Annotated in this window: 19 protein-coding genes; 10 read left to right on the top strand and 9 right to left on the bottom strand. The window is 43.2% G+C overall.

Annotated elements, in window-relative coordinates; genetic code table 11:
- Positions 1-996, top strand: a 996-nt coding sequence (locus tag ACI882_RS08050) for a DMT family transporter (RefSeq protein ID WP_411748461.1), incomplete at its 5' end; no start/stop codon positions are given.
- Positions 997-1070: 74 nt separating this feature from the next.
- Here the strand turns inward: ACI882_RS08050 and ACI882_RS08045 are convergent.
- From ACI882_RS08045 to ACI882_RS08005, 9 genes are all read right to left on the bottom strand, one after another.
- Positions 1071-1628: a hypothetical protein gene (locus ACI882_RS08045; RefSeq protein ID WP_411744558.1), complete on the bottom strand. Its 558-nt coding sequence runs from the start codon at positions 1626-1628 to the stop codon at positions 1071-1073.
- Between the two features lie 76 nt (positions 1629-1704).
- Entirely contained in the window at positions 1705-2544 is an 840-nt protein-coding gene (locus ACI882_RS08040; protein ID WP_411744557.1) for a phytanoyl-CoA dioxygenase family protein, read from the bottom strand.
- A gap of 135 nt (positions 2545-2679) precedes the next feature.
- Positions 2680-4644, bottom strand: coding sequence for a UvrD-helicase domain-containing protein (locus ACI882_RS08035; RefSeq protein WP_411744556.1), 1965 nt, complete (start codon positions 4642-4644; stop codon positions 2680-2682).
- A gap of 2 nt (positions 4645-4646) precedes the next feature.
- The gene (locus tag ACI882_RS08030) at positions 4647-6392 is read right to left on the bottom strand and encodes an AAA domain-containing protein (protein WP_411744555.1); all 1746 of its coding nucleotides are present in this window, start codon (positions 6390-6392) and stop codon (positions 4647-4649) included.
- Between the two features lie 136 nt (positions 6393-6528).
- On the bottom strand, positions 6529-9561 hold the full coding sequence (locus ACI882_RS08025; RefSeq protein ID WP_411744554.1) for a type I restriction endonuclease subunit R: 3033 nt from the start codon (positions 9559-9561) through the stop codon (positions 6529-6531).
- Between the two features lie 123 nt (positions 9562-9684).
- The gene (locus ACI882_RS08020) at positions 9685-10926 is read right to left on the bottom strand and encodes a restriction endonuclease subunit S (protein WP_411746460.1); all 1242 of its coding nucleotides are present in this window, start codon (positions 10924-10926) and stop codon (positions 9685-9687) included.
- 9 nt (positions 10927-10935) lie between these two features.
- Positions 10936-12594: a type I restriction-modification system subunit M gene (locus tag ACI882_RS08015; protein ID WP_411746461.1), complete on the bottom strand. Its 1659-nt coding sequence runs from the start codon at positions 12592-12594 to the stop codon at positions 10936-10938.
- Between the two features lie 427 nt (positions 12595-13021).
- Positions 13022-13993: a tyrosine-type recombinase/integrase gene (locus ACI882_RS08010; protein WP_411746462.1), complete on the bottom strand. Its 972-nt coding sequence runs from the start codon at positions 13991-13993 to the stop codon at positions 13022-13024.
- Positions 13994-14098: 105 nt separating this feature from the next.
- The gene (locus tag ACI882_RS08005) at positions 14099-14416 is read right to left on the bottom strand and encodes a helix-turn-helix domain-containing protein (protein ID WP_411746463.1); all 318 of its coding nucleotides are present in this window, start codon (positions 14414-14416) and stop codon (positions 14099-14101) included.
- A 114-nt stretch (positions 14417-14530) separates the two neighbouring features.
- Between ACI882_RS08005 and ACI882_RS08000 the strand changes: the two genes are divergently transcribed.
- The 9 genes from ACI882_RS08000 to ACI882_RS07960 all read left to right on the top strand — a co-directional run bounded on the left by ACI882_RS08000 (position 14531) and on the right by ACI882_RS07960 (position 19987).
- Positions 14531-14749, top strand: coding sequence for a hypothetical protein (locus tag ACI882_RS08000; protein WP_411746464.1), 219 nt, complete (start codon positions 14531-14533; stop codon positions 14747-14749).
- A gap of 4 nt (positions 14750-14753) precedes the next feature.
- On the top strand, positions 14754-15053 hold the full coding sequence (locus ACI882_RS07995) for a hypothetical protein (RefSeq protein WP_411746465.1): 300 nt from the start codon (positions 14754-14756) through the stop codon (positions 15051-15053).
- Entirely contained in the window at positions 15053-15271 is a 219-nt protein-coding gene (locus ACI882_RS07990) for a hypothetical protein (RefSeq protein WP_411746466.1), read from the top strand. The genes ACI882_RS07995 and ACI882_RS07990 overlap by 1 nt, the downstream gene beginning before the upstream one ends.
- A gap of 3 nt (positions 15272-15274) precedes the next feature.
- Complete coding sequence (locus ACI882_RS07985) at positions 15275-17230, top strand: replication endonuclease (RefSeq protein WP_411746467.1); 1956 nt, start codon at positions 15275-15277, stop codon at positions 17228-17230.
- The gene (locus ACI882_RS07980) at positions 17221-17460 is read left to right on the top strand and encodes a hypothetical protein (RefSeq protein WP_411746468.1); all 240 of its coding nucleotides are present in this window, start codon (positions 17221-17223) and stop codon (positions 17458-17460) included. Before ACI882_RS07985 ends, ACI882_RS07980 begins: the two co-directional genes overlap by 10 nt.
- A 1-nt stretch (position 17461) precedes the next feature.
- Positions 17462-17722, top strand: coding sequence for a hypothetical protein (locus ACI882_RS07975; RefSeq protein WP_411746469.1), 261 nt, complete (start codon positions 17462-17464; stop codon positions 17720-17722).
- Positions 17722-18147, top strand: coding sequence for a hypothetical protein (locus ACI882_RS07970; protein WP_411746470.1), 426 nt, complete (start codon positions 17722-17724; stop codon positions 18145-18147). The genes ACI882_RS07975 and ACI882_RS07970 overlap by 1 nt, the downstream gene beginning before the upstream one ends.
- A complete protein-coding gene (locus ACI882_RS07965; RefSeq protein WP_411746471.1) occupies positions 18137-18775 on the top strand; it encodes a hypothetical protein in 639 nt (212 codons plus the stop codon). Before ACI882_RS07970 ends, ACI882_RS07965 begins: the two co-directional genes overlap by 11 nt.
- 357 nt (positions 18776-19132) lie before the next feature.
- Positions 19133-19987 (top strand): major capsid protein P2, encoded by an 855-nt coding sequence (locus tag ACI882_RS07960; RefSeq protein ID WP_411743796.1) that lies wholly within the window; start codon positions 19133-19135, stop codon positions 19985-19987.
- Positions 19988-19995 lie beyond the last annotated feature (8 nt).

The raw sequence follows: 19995 nt of genomic DNA, 5'->3' as shown, positions 1-19995 counted from the left end.
GAATTATTCATTATATTTTTAATCAAATACGTACTATTGTGCGTACTTAATTACCTAAATGACTATAACGTGAAACATAAAACAATCGTCAATGGACAATACTTAGTCCTAATGTCTGCTTTTTTTTATGGCTTGAACCCATTTTTTGCGCAACTGCTATTTAAAGAAGGTTTAGATCCAGCAATGGTGAGCCTATATCGCTTTATTCTGCCTGCCATATTTTTTGCATTCTTCTTACGCACGCCATCTGATAACTGGCCCGAGGCGCTTCGAACATTAGTGTTGGGTATTGCCAGTGGCATTGCCATATTTAGTTATTTTCATGCCTTAGACACAATTCCAGCAGCAACCGCGATACTTATTTACTACAGCTACCCGGTGTTTAGCGTGTTGATAGGATGGGCTGTGTTTAACCGAAGGCCATCTCAGAATGCACTGATATCGGCAGCCTTGGTTGCTATCGCCGCATCGCTAACTGTTAGACCCGAAACGCTTCCGGCAGGGTCTTTGGTGTCGTTATTGGCCTGCTTTCTTGCACCGATCACCGTTGCAACTCAAGTTCAGTATTTGTCTAACCCAAAACAAACTTTGCCCACTAGCAATAGAATGGCATGGATGACCATTGGACACATTGTCGTGCTGTTGCCGATTGCACTGTGGCTAGCACCTACACAACTTTTTCCTGTTTCCTCAATTGGATTCATGGCTGTACTGGGTATTGCCGTACTCGCAGCGGCTATTCCACAAATTTTATTTATGATTGGCGCACCAAGGTCTTGTGCAAACAAGAATGCATTAACCGGGTCGTTAGAATTAGTCGTGGCTTTGCTCACCGGAGCCGTGTTACTGGGTAAAAACCTAGATCGACTCGAGGTGACCGCGATGGCGTTAATTGTTTTGGCTTTATTTATCAAAGAAGTTAACGTTAGAGTAAGCCCTGATAGAGCACCTAAGCAGGGTTCAGCGACCCATCGCTTGAAATTTCGGTCGCCGTAAACCCGTCCATGGGGGCTTGATTGAAACATCCATGTTTCAAACACCCAAATTCCAAGCAATGGGCCGCTTCTAAATTATGGCAACGCTGTGAACTGATATAAATAAACGGGCGACTTGTATAGACCATTCAACTGCAATGTTTTGATGGGTTGATGTGCGGGTAATGCAAAGTTATTGCTGACCAAATAACTTGTCTGCCCACTTTGATCGCCAATTTTTTTAGCTAGCATTTGCATTCCCTCAGGGTACAAATAACACACAATAACCGAAGCACTGGTCAAGTCAGCCTGTAAGAAGTTTTTCCGATATAGCTGCACATTGGTTAACCCGAATAGGTTTTTCAGTATAACCGTCATAAACCACGGCACCACCGACAATTCAAACCCGACTATTTGCCTGTGCGGATATTTCTTAGCCAACGGAATCAGCAGATTGCCCCAGCCACTACCAAGCTCAAAAATAGGACCTGTTTCTGTGCCGGTTTCTTCGATTAGTTGCAACATAGCTTGACGTGCTTTTTTAGAGCTGGGCATGGGTGAGATGCCAGATATGAGAGTGCTCCAGACAATTGAAAGGAGAATGAGGATTGTGATGGTAAGTAGGGTTGCATAGAAAAATTCTGTGGATGGCATTAAAATCAACCCTCTATTCTAGATTGTAATAGGCTTTTAAGTTCCCAGCTCAGGCAATGCAAACACAGACCTAATTCTAACGCTCAAAGCCGCGCAATGGTAACGCCTTAGCTTGTAGCCAATTCTCTTTAGCATACTCACTTGTGCCATCGGTAACGTGCAAAGTATAGGCTTGTCGAGATTTGGCTGACCGATTTGGAGCACTATAATGTGGTAACTTACCATGGAAGATAATTAAACTACCCGCTTTCACTTCAACAAACTGACCACTATCTTCAGTAGGCCAGGGTGTATCATCTAGGCGAACCATAGTTGTTTGCTTACCATCTAAATTAAAACGCTCTCTAAGCGGCCCAGTATGACCTTTAGGCTCAACCCACAAGCAGCCATTTTCAAGTGTCGCATCTTCCATCGCAAACCAGAGGGTTATAACACTTTGTGGCGTGGTATAAAAAAAACTCGCATCTTGATGCCAATTAATGACACCACCAATATTCGGTTGCTTAAAAATATACATCGATTGGCGAATTTCAGGTGCCTGCATACCAAGATCATGAAGAATATCGCCCAACAGTTTTTGATGACTAAACCGACTAAACACAGGGTCTAGTTCGTGCAAGGCGTGTCCAATTTTGTTGATACATAATCGTCTATCTTGAACCAACGCTCCTTGATCATTAAAAGCATCTTCCTCAAAAAAACACTTAATTTGTTCTGCTGATTCAAGAAAGTAAGCATCATCACTACGATCGTTATCATTGGTGGTAAAGACATGAGCTTCGCCTTCTTCTGCCCATTGGTCGACAAATTCACCCGCACGCTTTTTAACCGCCGCTATTTCATCCAAAGGAAAAAGCTCATTAAGAACGACAAAACCTTGTTCATGGTAATGTTGGATTTGTTTCGCAGATAACATTTTTTTACCTCTGAGGAATAGATTTGACTGTATAGATTAACGTTTGTTTTTATTTATAGTAGGTTATCAGCCATAGGTAGTCGAGGTTAGCATTTAAGCTTAATTTTAAAAAAACCTCTATATCAATCGTATGTTTTATCTACGGTCTATATATGTCGCCATTCCGGGTGGCAAACCAATTGTGCTGAACATTACTAACTTTTCACACGCTCGAGTCATTGCTACGAATAGCATTCGGCTAACCGTTTCATGAACATTGCTATCTTCACCTTCAGGCAATCTAGCAGAGGTCACTTTACTCAATAAATCACCCAGCCCTATAACAAATACAATACCACTTTCCATTCCAGTACAGCTGTTTAAACTGAGCAACTTAATTTTACTATCGGCTTCTAGCTGTGCTTTATTTCTATCGTTAAGATTTATGACGCTGCTTAAACCAATCCTGCTTTCTATAGCATTGCTCACTACATTTAGATTATGTGTACCTGCATTAACAACCATAATTTGATCTTTGAGAACTCCCTTTTTGAGAATCACTTCAATTTCATTTACTAGTTGCCGCAACTCATCTTGAGGGTGAGATGGTTGTATTAAAACGGGTTTGCTGCCTGAGCGCATGTTTTCAAAATCAGGTACCAAATAGTCTTCACCTTTAGTACCAAAAGTATCAATTAAACTATATGCAGCGGACATGATTTCGAATGTGGTTCTGTAAGCCTTTTCAAGTTTCCTTGTACGCCCGACGACGTTAATTCCTGATTTCTTCCAGCTCAAACGCGCCTTAAGAAAGCCCTGGTTCGGGTCTGCACTTAAAAATAGAAGCCCATTAGAAGGTAAAGTTTTTTTAACCAATGAAAACCAAGAAGGCGAAAAAAACTGTGCTTCATCAATTAACACATGATCATAAGGCCAAATAAAATCGTTATAGTCCTGAGTTTCACACAGTTTTTTTATATAAAGACTTGGTAGATAACCATTCGTTATACTAGAAAGCGCATCACAAGCGGCACCATAAATATGCCACACAACCCTACGCTCACTCTCTGGCATTGAGAAACCCCTGCCAGCCCTATCAGCTAATAAATAGTCATCTAAATTAGATATAAAATTTTCATTAATAAAATCAATTTCTTCAGCCAATTGTTTTGTATCTATGCGATTAGGTAGCTTTACATTCAATTTAGCTATAACACTATTAATGCGTTTTTCGATTTCCGTGATAGAAAATATTGCCTTAAATGGGGCTTCACCGGAGCCCTTAAAAGCCCTAGCTGCAATACCCATTGCATATTGATGGAAAGTTTTAACATCAACATGCCCACTTATCTCACCTATCTTAGCTTTTTGAATACGTGATTTTATGGCTTCCATAACAGGACGATTATGCACCAAAACTAAGGCCTTCTTGGTTGGATGCAACCTGGAGTACAATACGGCTCTATTGATGAGTACCAACGTTTTCCCGCTGCCAGCAACACCATTAATTAGCCTCGTACTAAAACCGGTAGCTTCGGTCTCATCTTCAGGTGTCAACAAATCTAACCGTGAAATGGTCTCTTGCTTATAGTCTAGAAATACATCCTCAAGCACTGCATCTGTATTCGTTTCTAAAGCCAAATGGACTGTATTGGCTTTTTTCCACACAAAACTCTCTGAAAAAATGGCTTTCTTAATTTTCTGATGTCGGCGCCGCCCATATTTAACGCTGTTTTCGGCAACGAGTGTATGTATGTCATCACAGAACTGGGAAAGTTTATATTCGAAAACGTTTTCGTGCTGTCTTGTATTATCGCTGAACATGTCAGGTCCAGAGGGAGTTAGTACAACAAGTTTAAGTGCGCTATATCCATCCATCTCACTAATCGTTGAGTTTAATCGCTTGAATCGCTTCACATCCTCTTCTGTAGGGTAACGTTCACCAACACTAATGAGCAACCACGTGTAGTCCGGTCCCTCTAGAACAATGTCAGATACCTTTTTATCCTCTACCAATGATAATCGTACAATGTAAGCATCAGACAGTTTTTCCAAGGCTCGTTTCAATTTACCTTGATCAAAGATTAATTTCTCAAAATCATTGTCGATAAACATAGCCATCGTCAGTAAACCTCATATTCGCTAGCAGATTCAATAAAACTCTTGTACGAGTTAACCAAATTTTCAACGACTACTTCGTCAGCATTAAATTGAATAGCACGACTGATTTTTGGTCCAATAAAAACGAGCTTAGTCTTTGCCCGAGAAATTGAGACATTAAGCCGTTCCGCTTGAAAGAAAAAGGTTGCTATATTTTTCATGAACAATGCCTCATTTGAGCACATTGATACAACCACCATCTCACGTTCTTGGCCTTGCATTCGTTCTACCGTATCAACAACAACTTTTGACCTTACCGGTAAGCCTTCTCTTTTCAGTGCTGATTTTAATAGGGAACGAATACGGCGCGCATGTTTTCTATAGGGTGTTACCACCCCAATTTCATGCTCCGCTAAACCAGCCTTAACAGCATCAATAATTATATTTACTACCAGCTCAGCTTCTAAGTGATTCTCTACTCGGCAGTTAACCCCAGGGCTTTCAATAAAGGCAATATCGGCAGCATTAGTTTTTAGAAACTCATAACTGGGCTCATGTTCAAGTTGGAATTGACGGTTTTTATTATCACCTGCAGAAACTAGCTTGCCCGCGTAGTATTCAATACTAGGCCACTTAGAAATAGCTGTATTCATTCGATATGTTTGAGACAGCATGACATTTGTTTTTTTGGCAAGGTCAGTTAATTTCGAAAATATAGAGTGGCTTTCACCCGAAATCACCGATTTAGACAACACAACCGGCGGAAGCTGCTTATGATCCCCCACGAAAATGTATCGTCTAGCCTTACGCATTGCCATTAAGGCCAATGGCGCAGTAATTTGGCTAGCCTCATCAAAAATAACTACGTCGAACTCGTAGTTTTCCATGCGGCTGGTACAGGTTGCAAAAGGTGTCGCGCCGACAACATAACCATTATCAGGGCGGTCTTGCCAGTCTTCCAATTTGCCAAACAGCGTAACGCTGTTGTCTAAACCTTTTTTGGTATTGGGGGCACCTACCTTAACAACGGGTACACCTTCGGATGCTATTTTGTTAAGCGCATTATTAATGGCCATGTGGGTATGGGAAGTTACAAATACCTTACTGCCACGTTCAACCAACAAACGTGTAATTAAACTAATGACCTTCGTTTTACCCGTGCCCGGTGGCCCCTGAATACAGCAGGCAATATGCGCAGCTAGCGCGTAACCTACAGCGTCTGCTTGTTTTTCATTTAAACCTTCATTTTCGGCAATGTCACCTATGGTTTCAAACAAGGGCTCATCGAACGCATCTAAATTTAGTTGACCCGCCAGCATAGGCAATAATATTTTTTGGCCTATTTCTTTATCGGCAATGTCATTCAAGGCTTTTTCAAAAAACGGCGTTAAATCCATACCGTCGACATCGATATATAGGTCGCCGCTTGCTGCCCGCAGTGTTTGAACGTCTACATCTTCAGCGCGTAACAGCCATTCGCCATCGTACTCGGCCTCTATACTTGCTTGCTTCAAAAGTACACCTTGTACAGGGTCACCCGTGTGGATTCGAACCATATCTCCTTCACGAAAGCGGGATTCGTTTTCACCCAAGGTGACGACAACGGTACTGGCATTTTCGACTTTTACGGCTATTAGCTGTTGAGTTTCACCGGAGTTGATCTTTTCTGCCAACGGCTTAGACCATACTTCTCTGAGCTTTTCAAAGTTGGCATCTTGTTCTTGATACACAAAGTCAACTAGGTTTTTAAACACCGTCTGCAATGACATGATTAGTAATCCTCATCGAGTAAAAATTGGTTTCGGTTATCTCGAATCTACCCTTATAATCCTTTTAGATCATCCCTCATAAAACCAATATTAGTTGACCACTACAGTTTGTGGATGCCCCTGAACCAAAAGCTCTCTAAAACCCACTATAAAATACATCCACATACTGTTTCATTTTATCGGCGATGCGCGGAATTACTTTTTTACGTTGCATCAACGTCGGTTTAGCTGCCATGGCTTCTACAATTTCTTCACGGAGCGGCTCTTGATTGCTGGTTATCATACGTTCAACCAGTGATTTGAATGACTCGCTTATTAGGTTTTCTTCTTCGCAGACTATTTTTAGCTGTTCGTCTTTTTGGTCTTCCCAGTAACTATCAAATGCCTCTAAGACTTGCTCTTCGGTATCTAAGCCATCTAAACTTTGTTTGATAAAGTTTTCAATAAGATCCTGCTTGTTACGCAGCTCTGGTGACCCTCCCAGTAAATCCATGATGGATTTGTATTGGTATTCGTAATCTTTAGCCGTATCTGCATTTGCTAGACTAGAGATTAGGTTAAGGATGTACTTAACATTGATTTCATCTCGGGCTATCAGCTCTAGCTCAAAGTCTACTTCTTCCAGTATTGAGGCTTTCTGCGTTTTATTATCTGTTTTAACCTTGTCATACAAGTCTAAGTATTTGCTCTTGTAGTCTTCAAATTCTTGCTCATCCATTTTTAACTTGTCGAATTCAAAATCGGCAAAGCTTTCTAGAATATTGCGCAGGCGGATAAGCTCGCGGAAGGCTTGCACAAACTCTAGTTCGGCGTCTTCGTCTTTAAGGTCGTCTATGTCTTCGAAATCTGGGCAGATAGCCTTCATCTCGAAGTAGGCTTTGTTGAACAGTTTCACGAAGTCTTCAAACGGCGGCATGATTACCGTTTCTTTCGCATCTTTATTACTAAACAAGGTCAGGGCGTCATCCGTGGCTTTTTTCAAGTTACGGAAGCTAATGATATTACCTTGAGACTTTTGCTCATTCAGAATACGGTTGGTACGCGAATAGGCTTGTATTAGGCCATGATGCTTTAGGTTTTTATCTACATACAGGGTATTCAGGGGTTTACTGTCAAAACCGGTTAAGAACATGTTTACGACTAGCAAGATATCGACCTTACGGTCACGTACTTTTTTAGAGATGTCGTTATAGTAATTATAATAAGATTGGCTGTCTTTGGTGGTGTAAGCCGTTCCAAACATCTGATTATAGTCACCAATGTACGATTCAAGCTTGTCGCGGCTATGCGTAAAGGTTTGGCTGCCATAGGCCGCTTGCTCTTGGGCTATCTGATTTAAATCGACTCCGTCTACTTCTTCTACCCCATCTAAAAATCCATTGGCTTCTGGGTCGTCTTCGTTGGCACTGTAAGAGAAGATGGTGGCAATTTTCAAATCGTGTAAGCCTTCTTCTTTTTTGCGCTTAAATAGGTCGTAATACTTGATTAACGTATCCACACTGCTCACACAGAACATACCCGTGAAGTTTGGATAGTTGGTTTTGTGTTTATGGTGGGCAATGATGTAGTCGGTAATTTTTTCTAGGCGGCGTTCATCGTCTAGCAATTCTTTGGTATCGATGCCTTCTACTTCGATGTCCATTTCGTTTTTGCTGTCGACTTTTTTATAGCGCCCCACATATTCCACGGAAAACTTGAGTACGTTTTCATCTTTTATTGCATCTACAATGGTGTATTTGTGCAGGCACTTATCGAACAGGTCTTTCGTGGTGTATTTACGGCTGGCCTTGGTATGAGCGTTATCCACAAAGATTGGGGTGCCGGTAAAACCGAACATTTGGTTGTTTTTAAAGAACGAGACAATGCTTTGGTGGGTATCACCAAACTGGCTGCGGTGGCATTCGTCAAAGATGAATACAATGCGCTTGTCTTTTAAGCCTTCCATTTTTTGGCTATAGCGCTTCTTGGTGATGGCGTTATTGAGCTTTTGAATGGTGGTGACAATCAGCTTGCTGTTGCGAGTATTGGTGTTGTGCTTGGAAACATAAGTATCGGTAAACTGCTGCACCAGCACATTGGTTTTATCGGTGCTGTCGACACAGCCTTTTGAAAAGGCATTGAATTCTTTACTGGTTTGGTAATCAAGATCTTTACGGTCGACCACGAATACCACCTTGTGAACCTCGGGTGAGGCCGTTAGCAGTTGAGCGGTTTTGAAGCTTGTTAATGTTTTACCGGAGCCAGTGGTATGCCAGACGTATCCATTCCTGCCTTCGCCCACTTCCTTGATACTGCGTTGGCCGTGCTCATCGCTCGCATCATTTAGTGCATCTAAACTCAGCACGTTCTGAGCTTGCCGCCTTGTCTCAAGATCGTGGCCTGTGGCAGGTTTTTTTGCTTTAGGCGGGTTCTCAACCCGATCAATAATGGCCTCTGTGGCGTATATTTGATACGGGCGCATGACCATTAAAATTTTATCCGCTTCGTTTTGTACGATGTAGCGGTTAAACATTTTGTTTAGGTGTTTTTGATTAAAAAACTCGCGGGTAAAATCGGCTAGCTTGGTATGGCGGTTATTTTCTTCATCGGCCCAATAGAAGGTTTGCTTAAAGCTTTGTTTTTTATAGTTGGCGTAATATTTGGTATTGACACCATTAGATATCACAAACATTTGAACGTATTGAAACAAACCGTAGCTGGCCCAATAGCTGTGGCGTTGGTAACGCTGAATTTGGTTAAAGGCTTCTTTCATCTCTAAGCCACGGCGTTTTAGCTCTACCTGCACCAGCGGTAAACCGTTTACCAAAATAGTCACGTCATAACGGTTTTTAAAGCGGCCCTCTACGGTAACTTGCTGGGTGGCTTGCCACTGGTTAGCCGTATGGTCTTCGTGTAAGAAGCGCACATAGCCTTCAGTGCCGTCGTCTTTATCGTATTGAAAGCGATCCCTTAGAGTTTTGGCTTTTTCAAAGATACTGCCCTTGCCTAAATGGTTCAGCACCTGCTTAAATTCAGCTTGGCTTAACTGTACGCCATTGAGCTTTCCAAGCTGGCTTTTTAAATTAGCAAGCAGGCTAGCCTCGTCAGTGACGCTGACTAACTCAAAGGCTTGCTGCTGTAATTGTTTAAGCAGCTCACTTTCTAAAACGGCTTCGGGCTGAGTGGCCATGGTTCTCCTTAACGCTTAATTCTTTATGCTTACAATCTTTATTCTTAACGTCTAAACAGTGCTCAGCGGCTAAGTGTGACCATGACCGCTGTTTCTATTGGCTGTTAATGCGCCATCTAAAACCTATACAAACATCTGTTGTAGCAAGCCTTGCTTGTAGGTTTGGGTTTGTTCAATTTGTTGTTGGGCTAGATTGATTTTTTGGTCAACAGACTTAACAAAATCGACTAACTTGATTCGCTCTTCTTCACAAGGGACTTTTATAGGCAACGCGAAAAAATCACCAGATGTGATATTCATTCGATCATGTCTTGCACCAAAGTTAGCGATACTATTCATGTATCGGTGCCATAAAGTTGTACGGAAGAATATCTCTAAGAAATCAAACAAGTCAGGTTCTTTAAATCGAAACACTGTATAAAGTGGTGACATGACACCCTTACCAATATGATTTCGTTTTATAGGTCCCACCGGAGCATGAACCGAAATCCTTGGGTTATATACAAAATCATCTTTTTCAACCACGCCATAGTTGGTCAGGTTATTTTCGTTGGCGATATCTTTATCAAAGTAATCGAGCTGATTCACAATGCCGTGCTTTGCAGAGTTAGTTAGTACACTTTTAACCGCGTCATCAGCATTCTTTTTCGTCACTTTATCGGCCAACTCTGACAGGTGTTTCACCTCCCAATCCGGAAAGTCCTGCCCATTATCATCTTTAAAACGCAGTTGCTGGCTAAACAGCTGCTGCATGATGCCTTTTTTGTATTGCACCAATTGTTCGTGCTTTTGTTTTAGTAGGCTGATTTTTTTGTCGACTGTGGATAGGAAAGTGGCGATTAATGAAATTTCACCCTCTGAACTTGGCATCCAGATATTAAGCTTAGCTATATCTCTAAGTTGTAAATCCATTATTGTTGATTTATTTACTTTAGATAGTGCTGCTGTTTGAAATATCCTAGTATTGAGGTATTGCAATATAAAATCTGTGTTAACGCTACTAAATCTAAGTAAAGCTATATTTTGTGATATAGCGGCATCCACTTCAGAAGTAAACTCTGCCACAAAACCTATACTTCCAGTTTTGCTTAAAAATATATCACCTTTCTTGGGTTTAGCTTTGGATGAGAGAGTATCAAAATCTTTTCGGTCAATCATAGGTGCAGCAGCTAACTCTACAACTCCAGTTCTAATCTCACGAGCAGAAATTAAAGGGACACCGCATTCAACGAAGGAAGGCCTAACTGTTAACCCATAAGTTATTAGGCTCGTTAAACTTCCTACCGTATGTTTGCCCCAACTCCCACTAAACTCAGAAAACCTTAACCGAGGCACTTTACTCAGTACTTTCTCATCACCCGTCATATCCGCCTCCTAAGGTGCCTGAATGCCAAGCTGATTGCAGAATTCCACCAGCTTTTTATCCACCCCTTTCAGCTCAGTTTCAATCCCCGAAATAGCTTGCGTCACTGCCGCTAAATCCACTGACTCCTCTTCTTCAAAGGTATCCACATAACGGGAAATATTCAGGTTATAGTCGTTATCTTCTATTGCACTTTCATCACCGCTCAGGGTTGAGCTTTCTAATGGTTCACCATTTTCATCGAGCTGAGATTTAATGGGTGCCACAAACGCAAACTTGTCAATGTTTTTACGCTGAGTGTAAGCCTCCATAATGCGTGCTAAGTCTTCATCACGCAGGAAGTTTTGGTTGGTGGTTTTGCCAAAGTGGGCGCTGGCATCAATAAACAGAACGTTTTTTGCGTTGCCCCCTTGCTCAGGGCTGTTGCGATTCTTTTTCAACACCAGAATACAAGTAGGTATTGAGGTGCCAAAAAATACGTTAGCCGGTAAACCAATTACCGCATCTAAGGCATTGTGTTGTTCGATCAAGAATTTACGAATGTGGCCTTCGGCTGCGCCTCTGAAAAGTACACCGTGTGGCAATACCACCGCCAGCGTGCCGTTATCATCTAACTGGTGGTACATGTGCTGCACAAAAGCAAAATCGGCTTTACTGGCTGGGGCGAGTTTGCCGTAGTCTTGAAAACGCTCGTCGGTTAAGTGGCCTGCATCGGCTGACCATTTTGCTGAAAATGGCGGGTTGGCTACTACGGCATCAAAGCGTTTATCAATGTGGTGTGGGGCTTCTAGGGTATCGTCTTGCTGAATATCAAAGCGGCTGTAATGCACGTCGTGCAGGATCATGTTCATGCGCGCTAGGTTGTAGGTGCTGGGGTTGGACTCTTGCCCGAAGTACTGCAATGTTTTGGTGAGTTGCTCGCCATTTGTGTGTGTGGAAAGTTCGCGGGCTACACGTAATAACAAGGAGCCAGAACCACAGGTGGGGTCGTAGACGCTTTTAATGTCATCACGGCCATGGGTGACAATTTGAGCCAGTAGTTTAGACACCATTTGTGGGGTGTAGAATTCACCGGCTTTTTTACCGGCACCGCTGGCAAATTGGCCAATGAGGTATTCGTAGGCATCGCCCAGTACATCGATCTCGGTATCGCCTAGGGCAAAGTCGATGGCATCTAGGTGGCTTAACACTTCGGCGATGAGTTGGTTTTTGGCTTTTTCGGTTTTGCCCAGCTTGTTGGAGCTTAGGTCTAGGTCATCAAACAGGCCGTTGAAGTCGTCTTCGGCGTCGGTGCCCATGGTCGATTGCTCAATGTGGCGCAGTACCGCACCGAGCTCTTCAATAATAAATTCGCCCTGTTCGCCTTTTTTGGCCAGTACACTAAACAGCTCACTGGGTTTTAGGAAGTAACCGAGGTGGTTGATGGTTTCTTCTTTTAGGGCTTCTAAGATTTCTTGGCCGTCTTCACTGGCTTCATCTATGTCGATGAATTTGATGCCGTCTTCGGCCAATAGGGTATCGGCGTATAGGTGTATTTTTTCGGATAAGAATTTGTAGAAGATGAACCCTAAAATGTAATCACGGAAGTCATCGGCGCTCATGTTGCCGCGTAGGGAGTTGGCGATGTTCCAAAGTTGTTTTTCTAGGTTCTTTTTGTGTTCTGTGACCATGTTTGTTTGTTATTCCAATGGTTGGTTTTTATACACTGCCCAAAATAGTCTTTAGAGTGTCTTTTTCAATGCTGCCGTTAATTGTTCTGAGAATGTTGAATAACTGGTTATTTTGACGACATCAGAATATAGCATTGTTTAAGGGTGGGGTCACAAGCTGTGAATTATAATTTGGGGCTTACTTGTTAGATGTAGAGACGAATCTAAAGCGACAGAGCAAATTCACTGCCCCTGAAACGCAAAAACCCGCCAAATAAGCGGGTTTCAGAGAGTCTGTAAATGGTGGGCCTTCGCGGACTTGAACCGCGGACCTGACGATTATGAGCGGTATTAAAACCTTTCTGAAAACCACAAAAACCTTATAAATCAAACATTTAACGGTGTGCGCTAGATCAAATTAGATCAAAAAAGATCAAGTGTGTGGACACTATGTGGACACTTTCGTGAGCGGGTTAAGTTCGAGTACTTCGGTTAGGTGGTCGGGCGACAAATGAGCATAACGAACGGTCATAGCCAATGTACCATGGCCTAAAATTCGTTGTAGCGTAATTATATTACCGCCGTTAATCATAAAGTGGCTGGCGAACGTGTGCCGCAAAATGTGGGTTAACTGGCCGCGTGGGAATGTGAAATCAAGCTTTTTTACAGCTCGTTTAAAAGTGTTATTACCGTCTACTAATGGGGCCGCATTTAGTACCATTTCTTGTAGATCGGTTGATATTGGGATGCTTCTATTTTTGCCATTCTTGGTGCCGCTTAAGTGTAATTTTCCGTGTCTGATTTGGCTGGCTTTGATGGTGGCCGCTTCGCCCCATCGTGTACCAGTTGCCAAGCATACACGCGCTGTAATACGTGCGTGACTGGTTGGGTATTTATCAAGCTCTGCTAACAGTGCTTTTATTTCTGGCTCGTCTAAATATGATAGTTCAGGTTCATCTATTTTTATGCGCCGTATGCCTTGAAGTGGGTTTGGTGGTTCCCATTGGCCCATGCGTTTTAGCTCATTAAAAATGGCGCGTAAGTTGGCTAGATCATGGTTAACCATGTTGGCCCCAACGCTAGATAGGCGTTCCGTTCTGAAGTTGACGAAATCTTTAGCGGTAAAGTCCGTTGCTTTGGGGTCGCCTAACGTTTCAATGGCTCTGTCAATTTCGCCTTTGCGTATCTTGCCGCTTTTAAGGTGTTTGCCGTGTGCCTCCCACCATAGCGTGGCTAAATCGCTTAGTCTGCGTTTGTCGTCCACTTGTTCCCATTCTTCAACAAGTCCATATGTGCCCTTCATGAAACGCTCGTATTTGGTCGCCTCTTGTTTTGTGGATAGTATTTTACGGTAACGCTTGCCGTTGCGCCCAGATGGGCGAATGTCGACTAAATAGCCATGGTCAGTTTTCTTGATCATGCGGCTTGTAAACCTCTTTGAATACTGGTTACATATACAGTATGAATAAAAATGACTCGTTAGAACAAAAAATAATCAACCTACCACGTCACAAAAAAGACGAGGCTATACGCCGCCTTCGTCTTGCAGGTCGCGTAAAATCTGGATCACTTCGCCCTCTTTCCCTTGGGCTCGTAGGCGACCTACCAAAAGCATAATTTCTGAATCTTCGGCTGACAGTTCGGTTTGATCAAGTAATAGCTCTTTGTATGGTTCAAGAGCTGGAATAGATGAGATTCGCTTGATTTGATCAATTTTAGGGGTTCTTTCGCCCTGTCCATATTTTTTTATTGAGCTGTAGGCAATGCCACTTAAGTCGCTGATTTGCTTAAGGTTTAGGCCTGTTTCATTGCAGATTGTTTTCAGTCGTTCGCTAAAATTCATGTGTAATCCTTGACGGGCCTCTTATGAGGCCTTATATTTGGCCGTGAAAGTCCTCTTACGAGGCCTTTTTAGTAGATCAATCTAGATCAAACGAGATCAAGCGAGGATACCACAATGACCCTGAACAAAAACAGAATCAGCGTGACCGTACAGGTTGACGCTGGATATATATCAGTTGAAGAGTTCGCAAAGCGCACTGGTCAAACCAGTGAATCAGTAAAACAGCAATGCAAGCGCGGCCAGTTACCAGTCGCACCACGCGAAAAAGAAAACTCCAAATATTACGTTAATAATGCGCTTTTGATTACTCAAGCCATAGCTAGGGAGTATTAAAAAAATGACTGTATGCGCTGAAAAAATAGCCGAGCTTAGAATTGATGCGTTTAGTAGTGACGCTGTAAGGGCACGTAGACTGGAAAAAGAATCGCGTTGGTGGGCTTATGAATCAAAGTTTTTAAAAGCTGCGTTGGTTGCCATGGTGTTTGAGAAGTACCCAACAAAATGCCCTACCCCTAGTGAACGCAATGCAGTGGCTAAGCGTAAGTGGTTGCAAATTTCAGAAGGTGTGCGCGAGCAAATAAAAAACGAAATGGCGCGACTGGCTAAAGTCTCTTATCCGGTGATGGGTGGTGTGTGATGACTGATAAAATTATTAGTTGCCCTAGGCAGCAGTTTGTAAAAAAGCGAGAGCCTGTTTCTGTTGTTCAATTAAAAGGCTCTGGTTCGTATCACTCAGAACGCGGTCATATTATGACATTTGAAGAGGGAGATTTTTTGGTTGAATCGCTTTGTGGTGATCAATGGATAATATCTGCCGAATATCTAAATAGAAATTATGAGCCGTGGATTGATTAGTAAATGCGATTAAGCCATAGCCAAGCTGAAAACAAATTTCAATCAATACACCGTGAAGCGTTTGGAGCGTTAGCCGCTGATGTGCTAACGGCCAAGCGTTTTTTTGCGCCTGAGTCTGTACAAGCTGACGTAGAAAATGAAATATCAGGTGTTCGTATGTCTGATGATGCAATTCGTAATGTACAGATTAGGCACATGGCAAAGCTGGCCGAAAACATTTCAAATAAAAGTAAATTTGGCAATTTAAAATGGCAAGCTGATGACGATAGCGCTAGTGATTACTGTGAACAAAAAGCAGAAAAAATAGAATCCATTTTATCAAGTTATTATACGGGTGAAGTGCCTACCGATTGGTTGCAACGTGCTTGTGATTCGATAGCCGTTAACCCTTTTACCTTCTATGGCTTTTTTGAGTTTTATCAATGCCAGGTTGAAGTAAATGAAATTCTAAAACACCACAATTTAGAACCTATTGATACTGAACAGCCAAACAATGAAGTATTGGCCGATTTACTGCGCGTGACTAATAAGGATTGGTGGTTCAAGCAATGGCGTAAACAGCATATTAGATTGATTGATGAAGTGGCTCGTGCCTTGGGTCATGTTAAAAAAGTTAGAGCGCCATACATATCAAATTACGCTTTCAAACATTGGAAAAAACGCCAGTTTCAAAACTACGAATTTATGAAAAGTACAGAGGTCGAAAACGATGCAGGTGACGTTTACGACTTACACGAAATTGCAATGAAAGGCACTGCCAACCGTGCAATACGCCGCGCGGAATTGATGACCCGTTTACGTGGGTTCGACATTCTAGCGGATTTAAAAGGGTATAAAGCGGAGTTCTGGACTATTACATGTCCGTCACGTTTTCACCCTACTACATCAAGAAAAACCAAAAGAGGTAAAAGTTATGCTGTCGAAAATAAAAACTGGGTTGAAGCCAATCGACCTACTGTTAGAGAAGCTCAACAATATTTATCAACCGTTTGGGCGCGCATACGTTCTGAGCTTAAGCGCAATGATATTGATTGGTTTGGGTTTCGGATTGCTGAACCGCACGCCGATGGGTGTCCTCATTGGCATCTTGTTGTATACGTTGATAGTAGTCACGTTTCTGTGTGTGATTCTGCCGTTGATGATGGAAAACAGAATCGCAAAGCTGGAAAGTTGGTATTGGGGCCAGTGGCAAGTGTTGGACGAAAGCACGCGCTCAAGGATAGCCCAAATGAACACGGTGCAAATAAACACCGATTCACGACTGAGCCAATTAGAGAAGGAATTAACGAGGAAACGGGTCGTGAATATTCAGCCGCTGGATATATCGCTAAATACATCTCAAAAAACATCGACGGCTACGGGGTAGAAGGTCTAGAGGACTTTGACGGCGGCGGTGATTTAAAAGATAACGCTAAGCGCGTTGTGGCTTGGGCATCTGTTCACGGTGTGCGTCAGTTTCAACAGTTCGGCGGCGCACCTGTGGGCTTGTGGCGTGAATTGCGCAGATTGTATCAAGTGCAGGAACGAGAAGCGGCCACCGCTGCAAAGACGGGCCGTGAATACGAGCGTGACGAGTTTTTAACCCGCCTATTTGACCAAACCGAACAGGAAGATGCGGCAGAGGCTTGGGCCTCGTTTTGTCTGATTCATTCTGCCGATCCAACTAAATTTAAAATTATCTGTGATCATAGAGTCGCTAACGTCATTCGCATGAATTGGAATGATGAAGGCACTAAGTTAATTGAATATCCGGCGCGGCGAATAATACCGGGTCGTTATGGTCTGCCAGTGATCGCCCCAACGGGTTTGGAAGTAAATAAAAAGAAGTATTGCACGCGGCCGCACTATTGGACGTTGCAACGTAAGGCGGTAGCACCGCCGTTTGTTATCGCCCCTATGGGGGCGGATTTATTGCTAGGTCGGGCATCGCCCGGCGTAGCCTTGGACTTGTGTCACTAACTGTACGGGGTGAAATTTTGGAAGAAAAAATCGAGGGCTTAGAAAGCCACATAAACGAATTAGAACGGATCGCAGAGCGTGGAGAGAAAAACCATGTAATGGATTTTTCCGGCCATATTGAGACCGTAAAAAATGCGGCGATGGTGTCGCGTGATATATCAACAGATATTCTAAGCATTCTTCGTGATGTAGCGGAACGCTTAGAACAGTTAGAGACCTATCGGGGGTAGTATGGAAGAAAAAAAAGTGCAGTGTCCAGCTTGTAAGGGTCGGGCGGTGGTTAGAAAAAATCGGGTTGGCGATTCGTTTCTATCATGCGGTCGTTGTGGTGCGTGGAATGGTCGCGGTGCGGCCTATCGTGAATGGTGTGAATCATTGCCAGCGTTGGCAGAAGTGAAGCCAATCGCGCCCGCCGTTAAAGATGAGCCAGCGGTAAACGATGAGTCACCAGAAAAACAAGATGATTGGTTAGATCAATGGGGGGCCAGCTAATGGAAGCGGAACAAGTCGAATTTGGTGATATTGATCAACTTGAATCAATGCAAGCTGAAGCCGCCAACGATGAGCAAGCCAGCAATGCTGATAACGGGCCGCCGCCTAGTGAGTGGCCCTATGACCCTGTCATTGCAGAAAACGCCGCCATGATAACCGCTATCGGTTTTAATATGGCCTCTAAAAAGTTTGGTGATCATTGGAATTTACGCCGTGATGATCGAGAGCGTTTAGGTGTGGCATTGGCACAATGTGCCGATCATTATATCAAGTGGTTCGAGCGTTTAGGGCCAGCGGGTAATTTGGCATTAGTTACCGCTATGATGGTTGGGCCTAGAATGATCAAAACAGGCATGATGAACGCCAGTAACAAAGCAAAAGAAAAAAATTCAGTAGTAGCAACAAAGGCGGCCAATGATGAGTAGAATTAACGACAACCTAAAAGCAGATATTAAAGCCTTTTTTGGTGCTTCGGGTTCGGGTAAAACTTATTCAATGTTGAAAAGTGTACCGCCTGGTAAACGGGCTTTGGCTTTTGATCCGGCGGGCTCGGTCACAAGTACAGACAAAAGTTTTAAGGGTGTCACAAGCTGGCGTGAATTCATGGCGTTGAGTAAACAGCGTGGCAATATTCGCATTGCATATCAGGCCCCCGGTAAAGCCAATTTTGAAAAGTGGTGCAAATGGGTGTTTGCGTTAGCTGATGCGCGTCAAGAGTGTTATCTAATTGTAGATGAGTTATCCGGTGTGACCTCGCCAGCGAAAGCCCCAGAGCATTGGAACAACATCATTAACCTTGGGCGTAAGTTTGGCTTAAAAATCCGCGCTGGGGCGCAGAGGCCGCCCGAAATTGATAAAACGCTAATAGGAAACCATAACGGCATATGGATCGGACACATGGCCCGTACGGGTGACGCTGAATACTTAGCTAAAGAAACCGATATACACGTACAAGAAATTTTAAAACTGAGAAGTTCACCTTATCACGACTGCATTATGTTTGAGCGGCGCGGGGTTTATAAAGCCCATATTGCAAAACGGCCAGTCACCTAAACCGCTCTTTAGCGGTTTTTTTGTGCCCTAAAACCCTGTTTTGGCCTGTTTTCTGTACGTACGTACGTACGGCTATTAGGTCGCCTTTATTCATTCAATCTGGTTATCTGTACACCTAAATCGAGGGGTCGATTTGTTGGTACGTTCGGGCTTCGGCTCATTTAATTAATTAAGAAGGGTCTTGTATGAATAAGGGCACGCAAAAAGCGTTATTAATATCACTGGTTTCAGCCGCGGCTGTCGTGTGGATGACAAACAACGTTGATCAAGTGAATGACGTTCTAGGTGACCGTGGTTGGTTCTAAACCAGCGGTAAAAAATTTAATGGTTTTAGGTTGGTAGAGAGGAAAAAAACCAATGCGTAATATTATTGAGCTGAATTCATTTTCAGCAGTTGGGCCGGGTCAAACGGCGAACTTGGTTATTGAGCCGGGTGTCACGTACGACTCAATTTATATCGAATCGGCTTTAAAAGCTGATATTGAACACATCACGCTAAAACTGAATGGTGAGGAAATTTTGCCGCGCATGACTGTGGCAGAAATTGAAGCGATTCAATACCGCAAAGGTCACCGTCCAGTTGATCAGACAAATGAATATGTTGAACTGCCTTTGCAATTGCGTGACGCATTGTATGACGGTACGCAACGTGTGACGGGTTTGGTTGTGGGGCCGGGTGATAACTGCGTTCTCGATGTGAAAATAAAATCTAGTGCAGTTGCGCCTGTGTTATCTGCGTTTTCAGAAACGCGTGGCTTTCCGGGTATGCGTTCTGTTGTACGAAAGTTCGAGCGTTTGACTGTTCCATCGGCTGCGGCGGGTAAAGTTGATTTTACAAGTATGCAGCGTGGTTCTCGTTTGTTGAAGGTTTACTTCATGGCACCTTTCGCAATTAACGGGTTAGAAATTATCCGTGATTCTGCAAAGGTCTGGGAATTAAGCAAAGATCGCGCGCGGCTAATTCACGGTAGCTACGGCGCTGATTGTGATGTCGATGATACAGCGGGTATCAAGTACGTTTTCGATCCAGTGCGTGAAGGCTTTCCGTTGAAAGATGCGTTTTCAACACAAGCCAATGCGCTAAATTTTAAAATTGAAACTGGCGGCGCGGGTAACATTGAAGTGCTAATCGAGCGACTAGAACCGTTCGCGGCTAATTGGTCGGCTAAAGCTGCGCCAGTGGCCAAGCGTAAAGCAACGGGCCGTCGATAATAAGGGGG

This window comes from Reinekea sp. (assembly GCF_046710285.1).
In the GTDB taxonomy this organism is placed as follows: domain Bacteria; phylum Pseudomonadota; class Gammaproteobacteria; order Pseudomonadales; family Natronospirillaceae; genus Reinekea.
The sequence above is the reverse complement of the archived record's forward strand: the minus strand, read 5'-3'. Positions and strand labels throughout refer to the sequence as shown.

Coding starts and splice junctions, on each gene's coding strand:
- ACI882_RS08000 (WP_411746464.1), top strand. CDS start 14,531: ATGACCCTGAACAAAAACAGAATCAGCGTGACCGTACAGGTTGACGCT.
- ACI882_RS08040 (WP_411744557.1), bottom strand. CDS start 2,544: ATGTTATCTGCGAAACAAATCCAACATTACCATGAACAAGGTTTTGTC.
- ACI882_RS07985 (WP_411746467.1), top strand. CDS start 15,275: ATGCGATTAAGCCATAGCCAAGCTGAAAACAAATTTCAATCAATACAC.
- ACI882_RS07995 (WP_411746465.1), top strand. CDS start 14,754: ATGACTGTATGCGCTGAAAAAATAGCCGAGCTTAGAATTGATGCGTTT.
- ACI882_RS08045 (WP_411744558.1), bottom strand. CDS start 1,628: ATGCCATCCACAGAATTTTTCTATGCAACCCTACTTACCATCACAATC.
- ACI882_RS07965 (WP_411746471.1), top strand. CDS start 18,137: ATGATGAGTAGAATTAACGACAACCTAAAAGCAGATATTAAAGCCTTT.
- ACI882_RS07960 (WP_411743796.1), top strand. CDS start 19,133: ATGCGTAATATTATTGAGCTGAATTCATTTTCAGCAGTTGGGCCGGGT.
- ACI882_RS08025 (WP_411744554.1), bottom strand. CDS start 9,561: ATGGCCACTCAGCCCGAAGCCGTTTTAGAAAGTGAGCTGCTTAAACAA.
- ACI882_RS07975 (WP_411746469.1), top strand. CDS start 17,462: ATGGAAGAAAAAAAAGTGCAGTGTCCAGCTTGTAAGGGTCGGGCGGTG.
- ACI882_RS08005 (WP_411746463.1), bottom strand. CDS start 14,416: ATGAATTTTAGCGAACGACTGAAAACAATCTGCAATGAAACAGGCCTA.
- ACI882_RS08035 (WP_411744556.1), bottom strand. CDS start 4,644: ATGGCTATGTTTATCGACAATGATTTTGAGAAATTAATCTTTGATCAA.
- ACI882_RS08010 (WP_411746462.1), bottom strand. CDS start 13,993: ATGATCAAGAAAACTGACCATGGCTATTTAGTCGACATTCGCCCATCT.
- ACI882_RS08015 (WP_411746461.1), bottom strand. CDS start 12,594: ATGGTCACAGAACACAAAAAGAACCTAGAAAAACAACTTTGGAACATC.
- ACI882_RS07970 (WP_411746470.1), top strand. CDS start 17,722: ATGGAAGCGGAACAAGTCGAATTTGGTGATATTGATCAACTTGAATCA.
- ACI882_RS07990 (WP_411746466.1), top strand. CDS start 15,053: ATGACTGATAAAATTATTAGTTGCCCTAGGCAGCAGTTTGTAAAAAAG.
- ACI882_RS08030 (WP_411744555.1), bottom strand. CDS start 6,392: ATGTCATTGCAGACGGTGTTTAAAAACCTAGTTGACTTTGTGTATCAA.
- ACI882_RS08020 (WP_411746460.1), bottom strand. CDS start 10,926: ATGACGGGTGATGAGAAAGTACTGAGTAAAGTGCCTCGGTTAAGGTTT.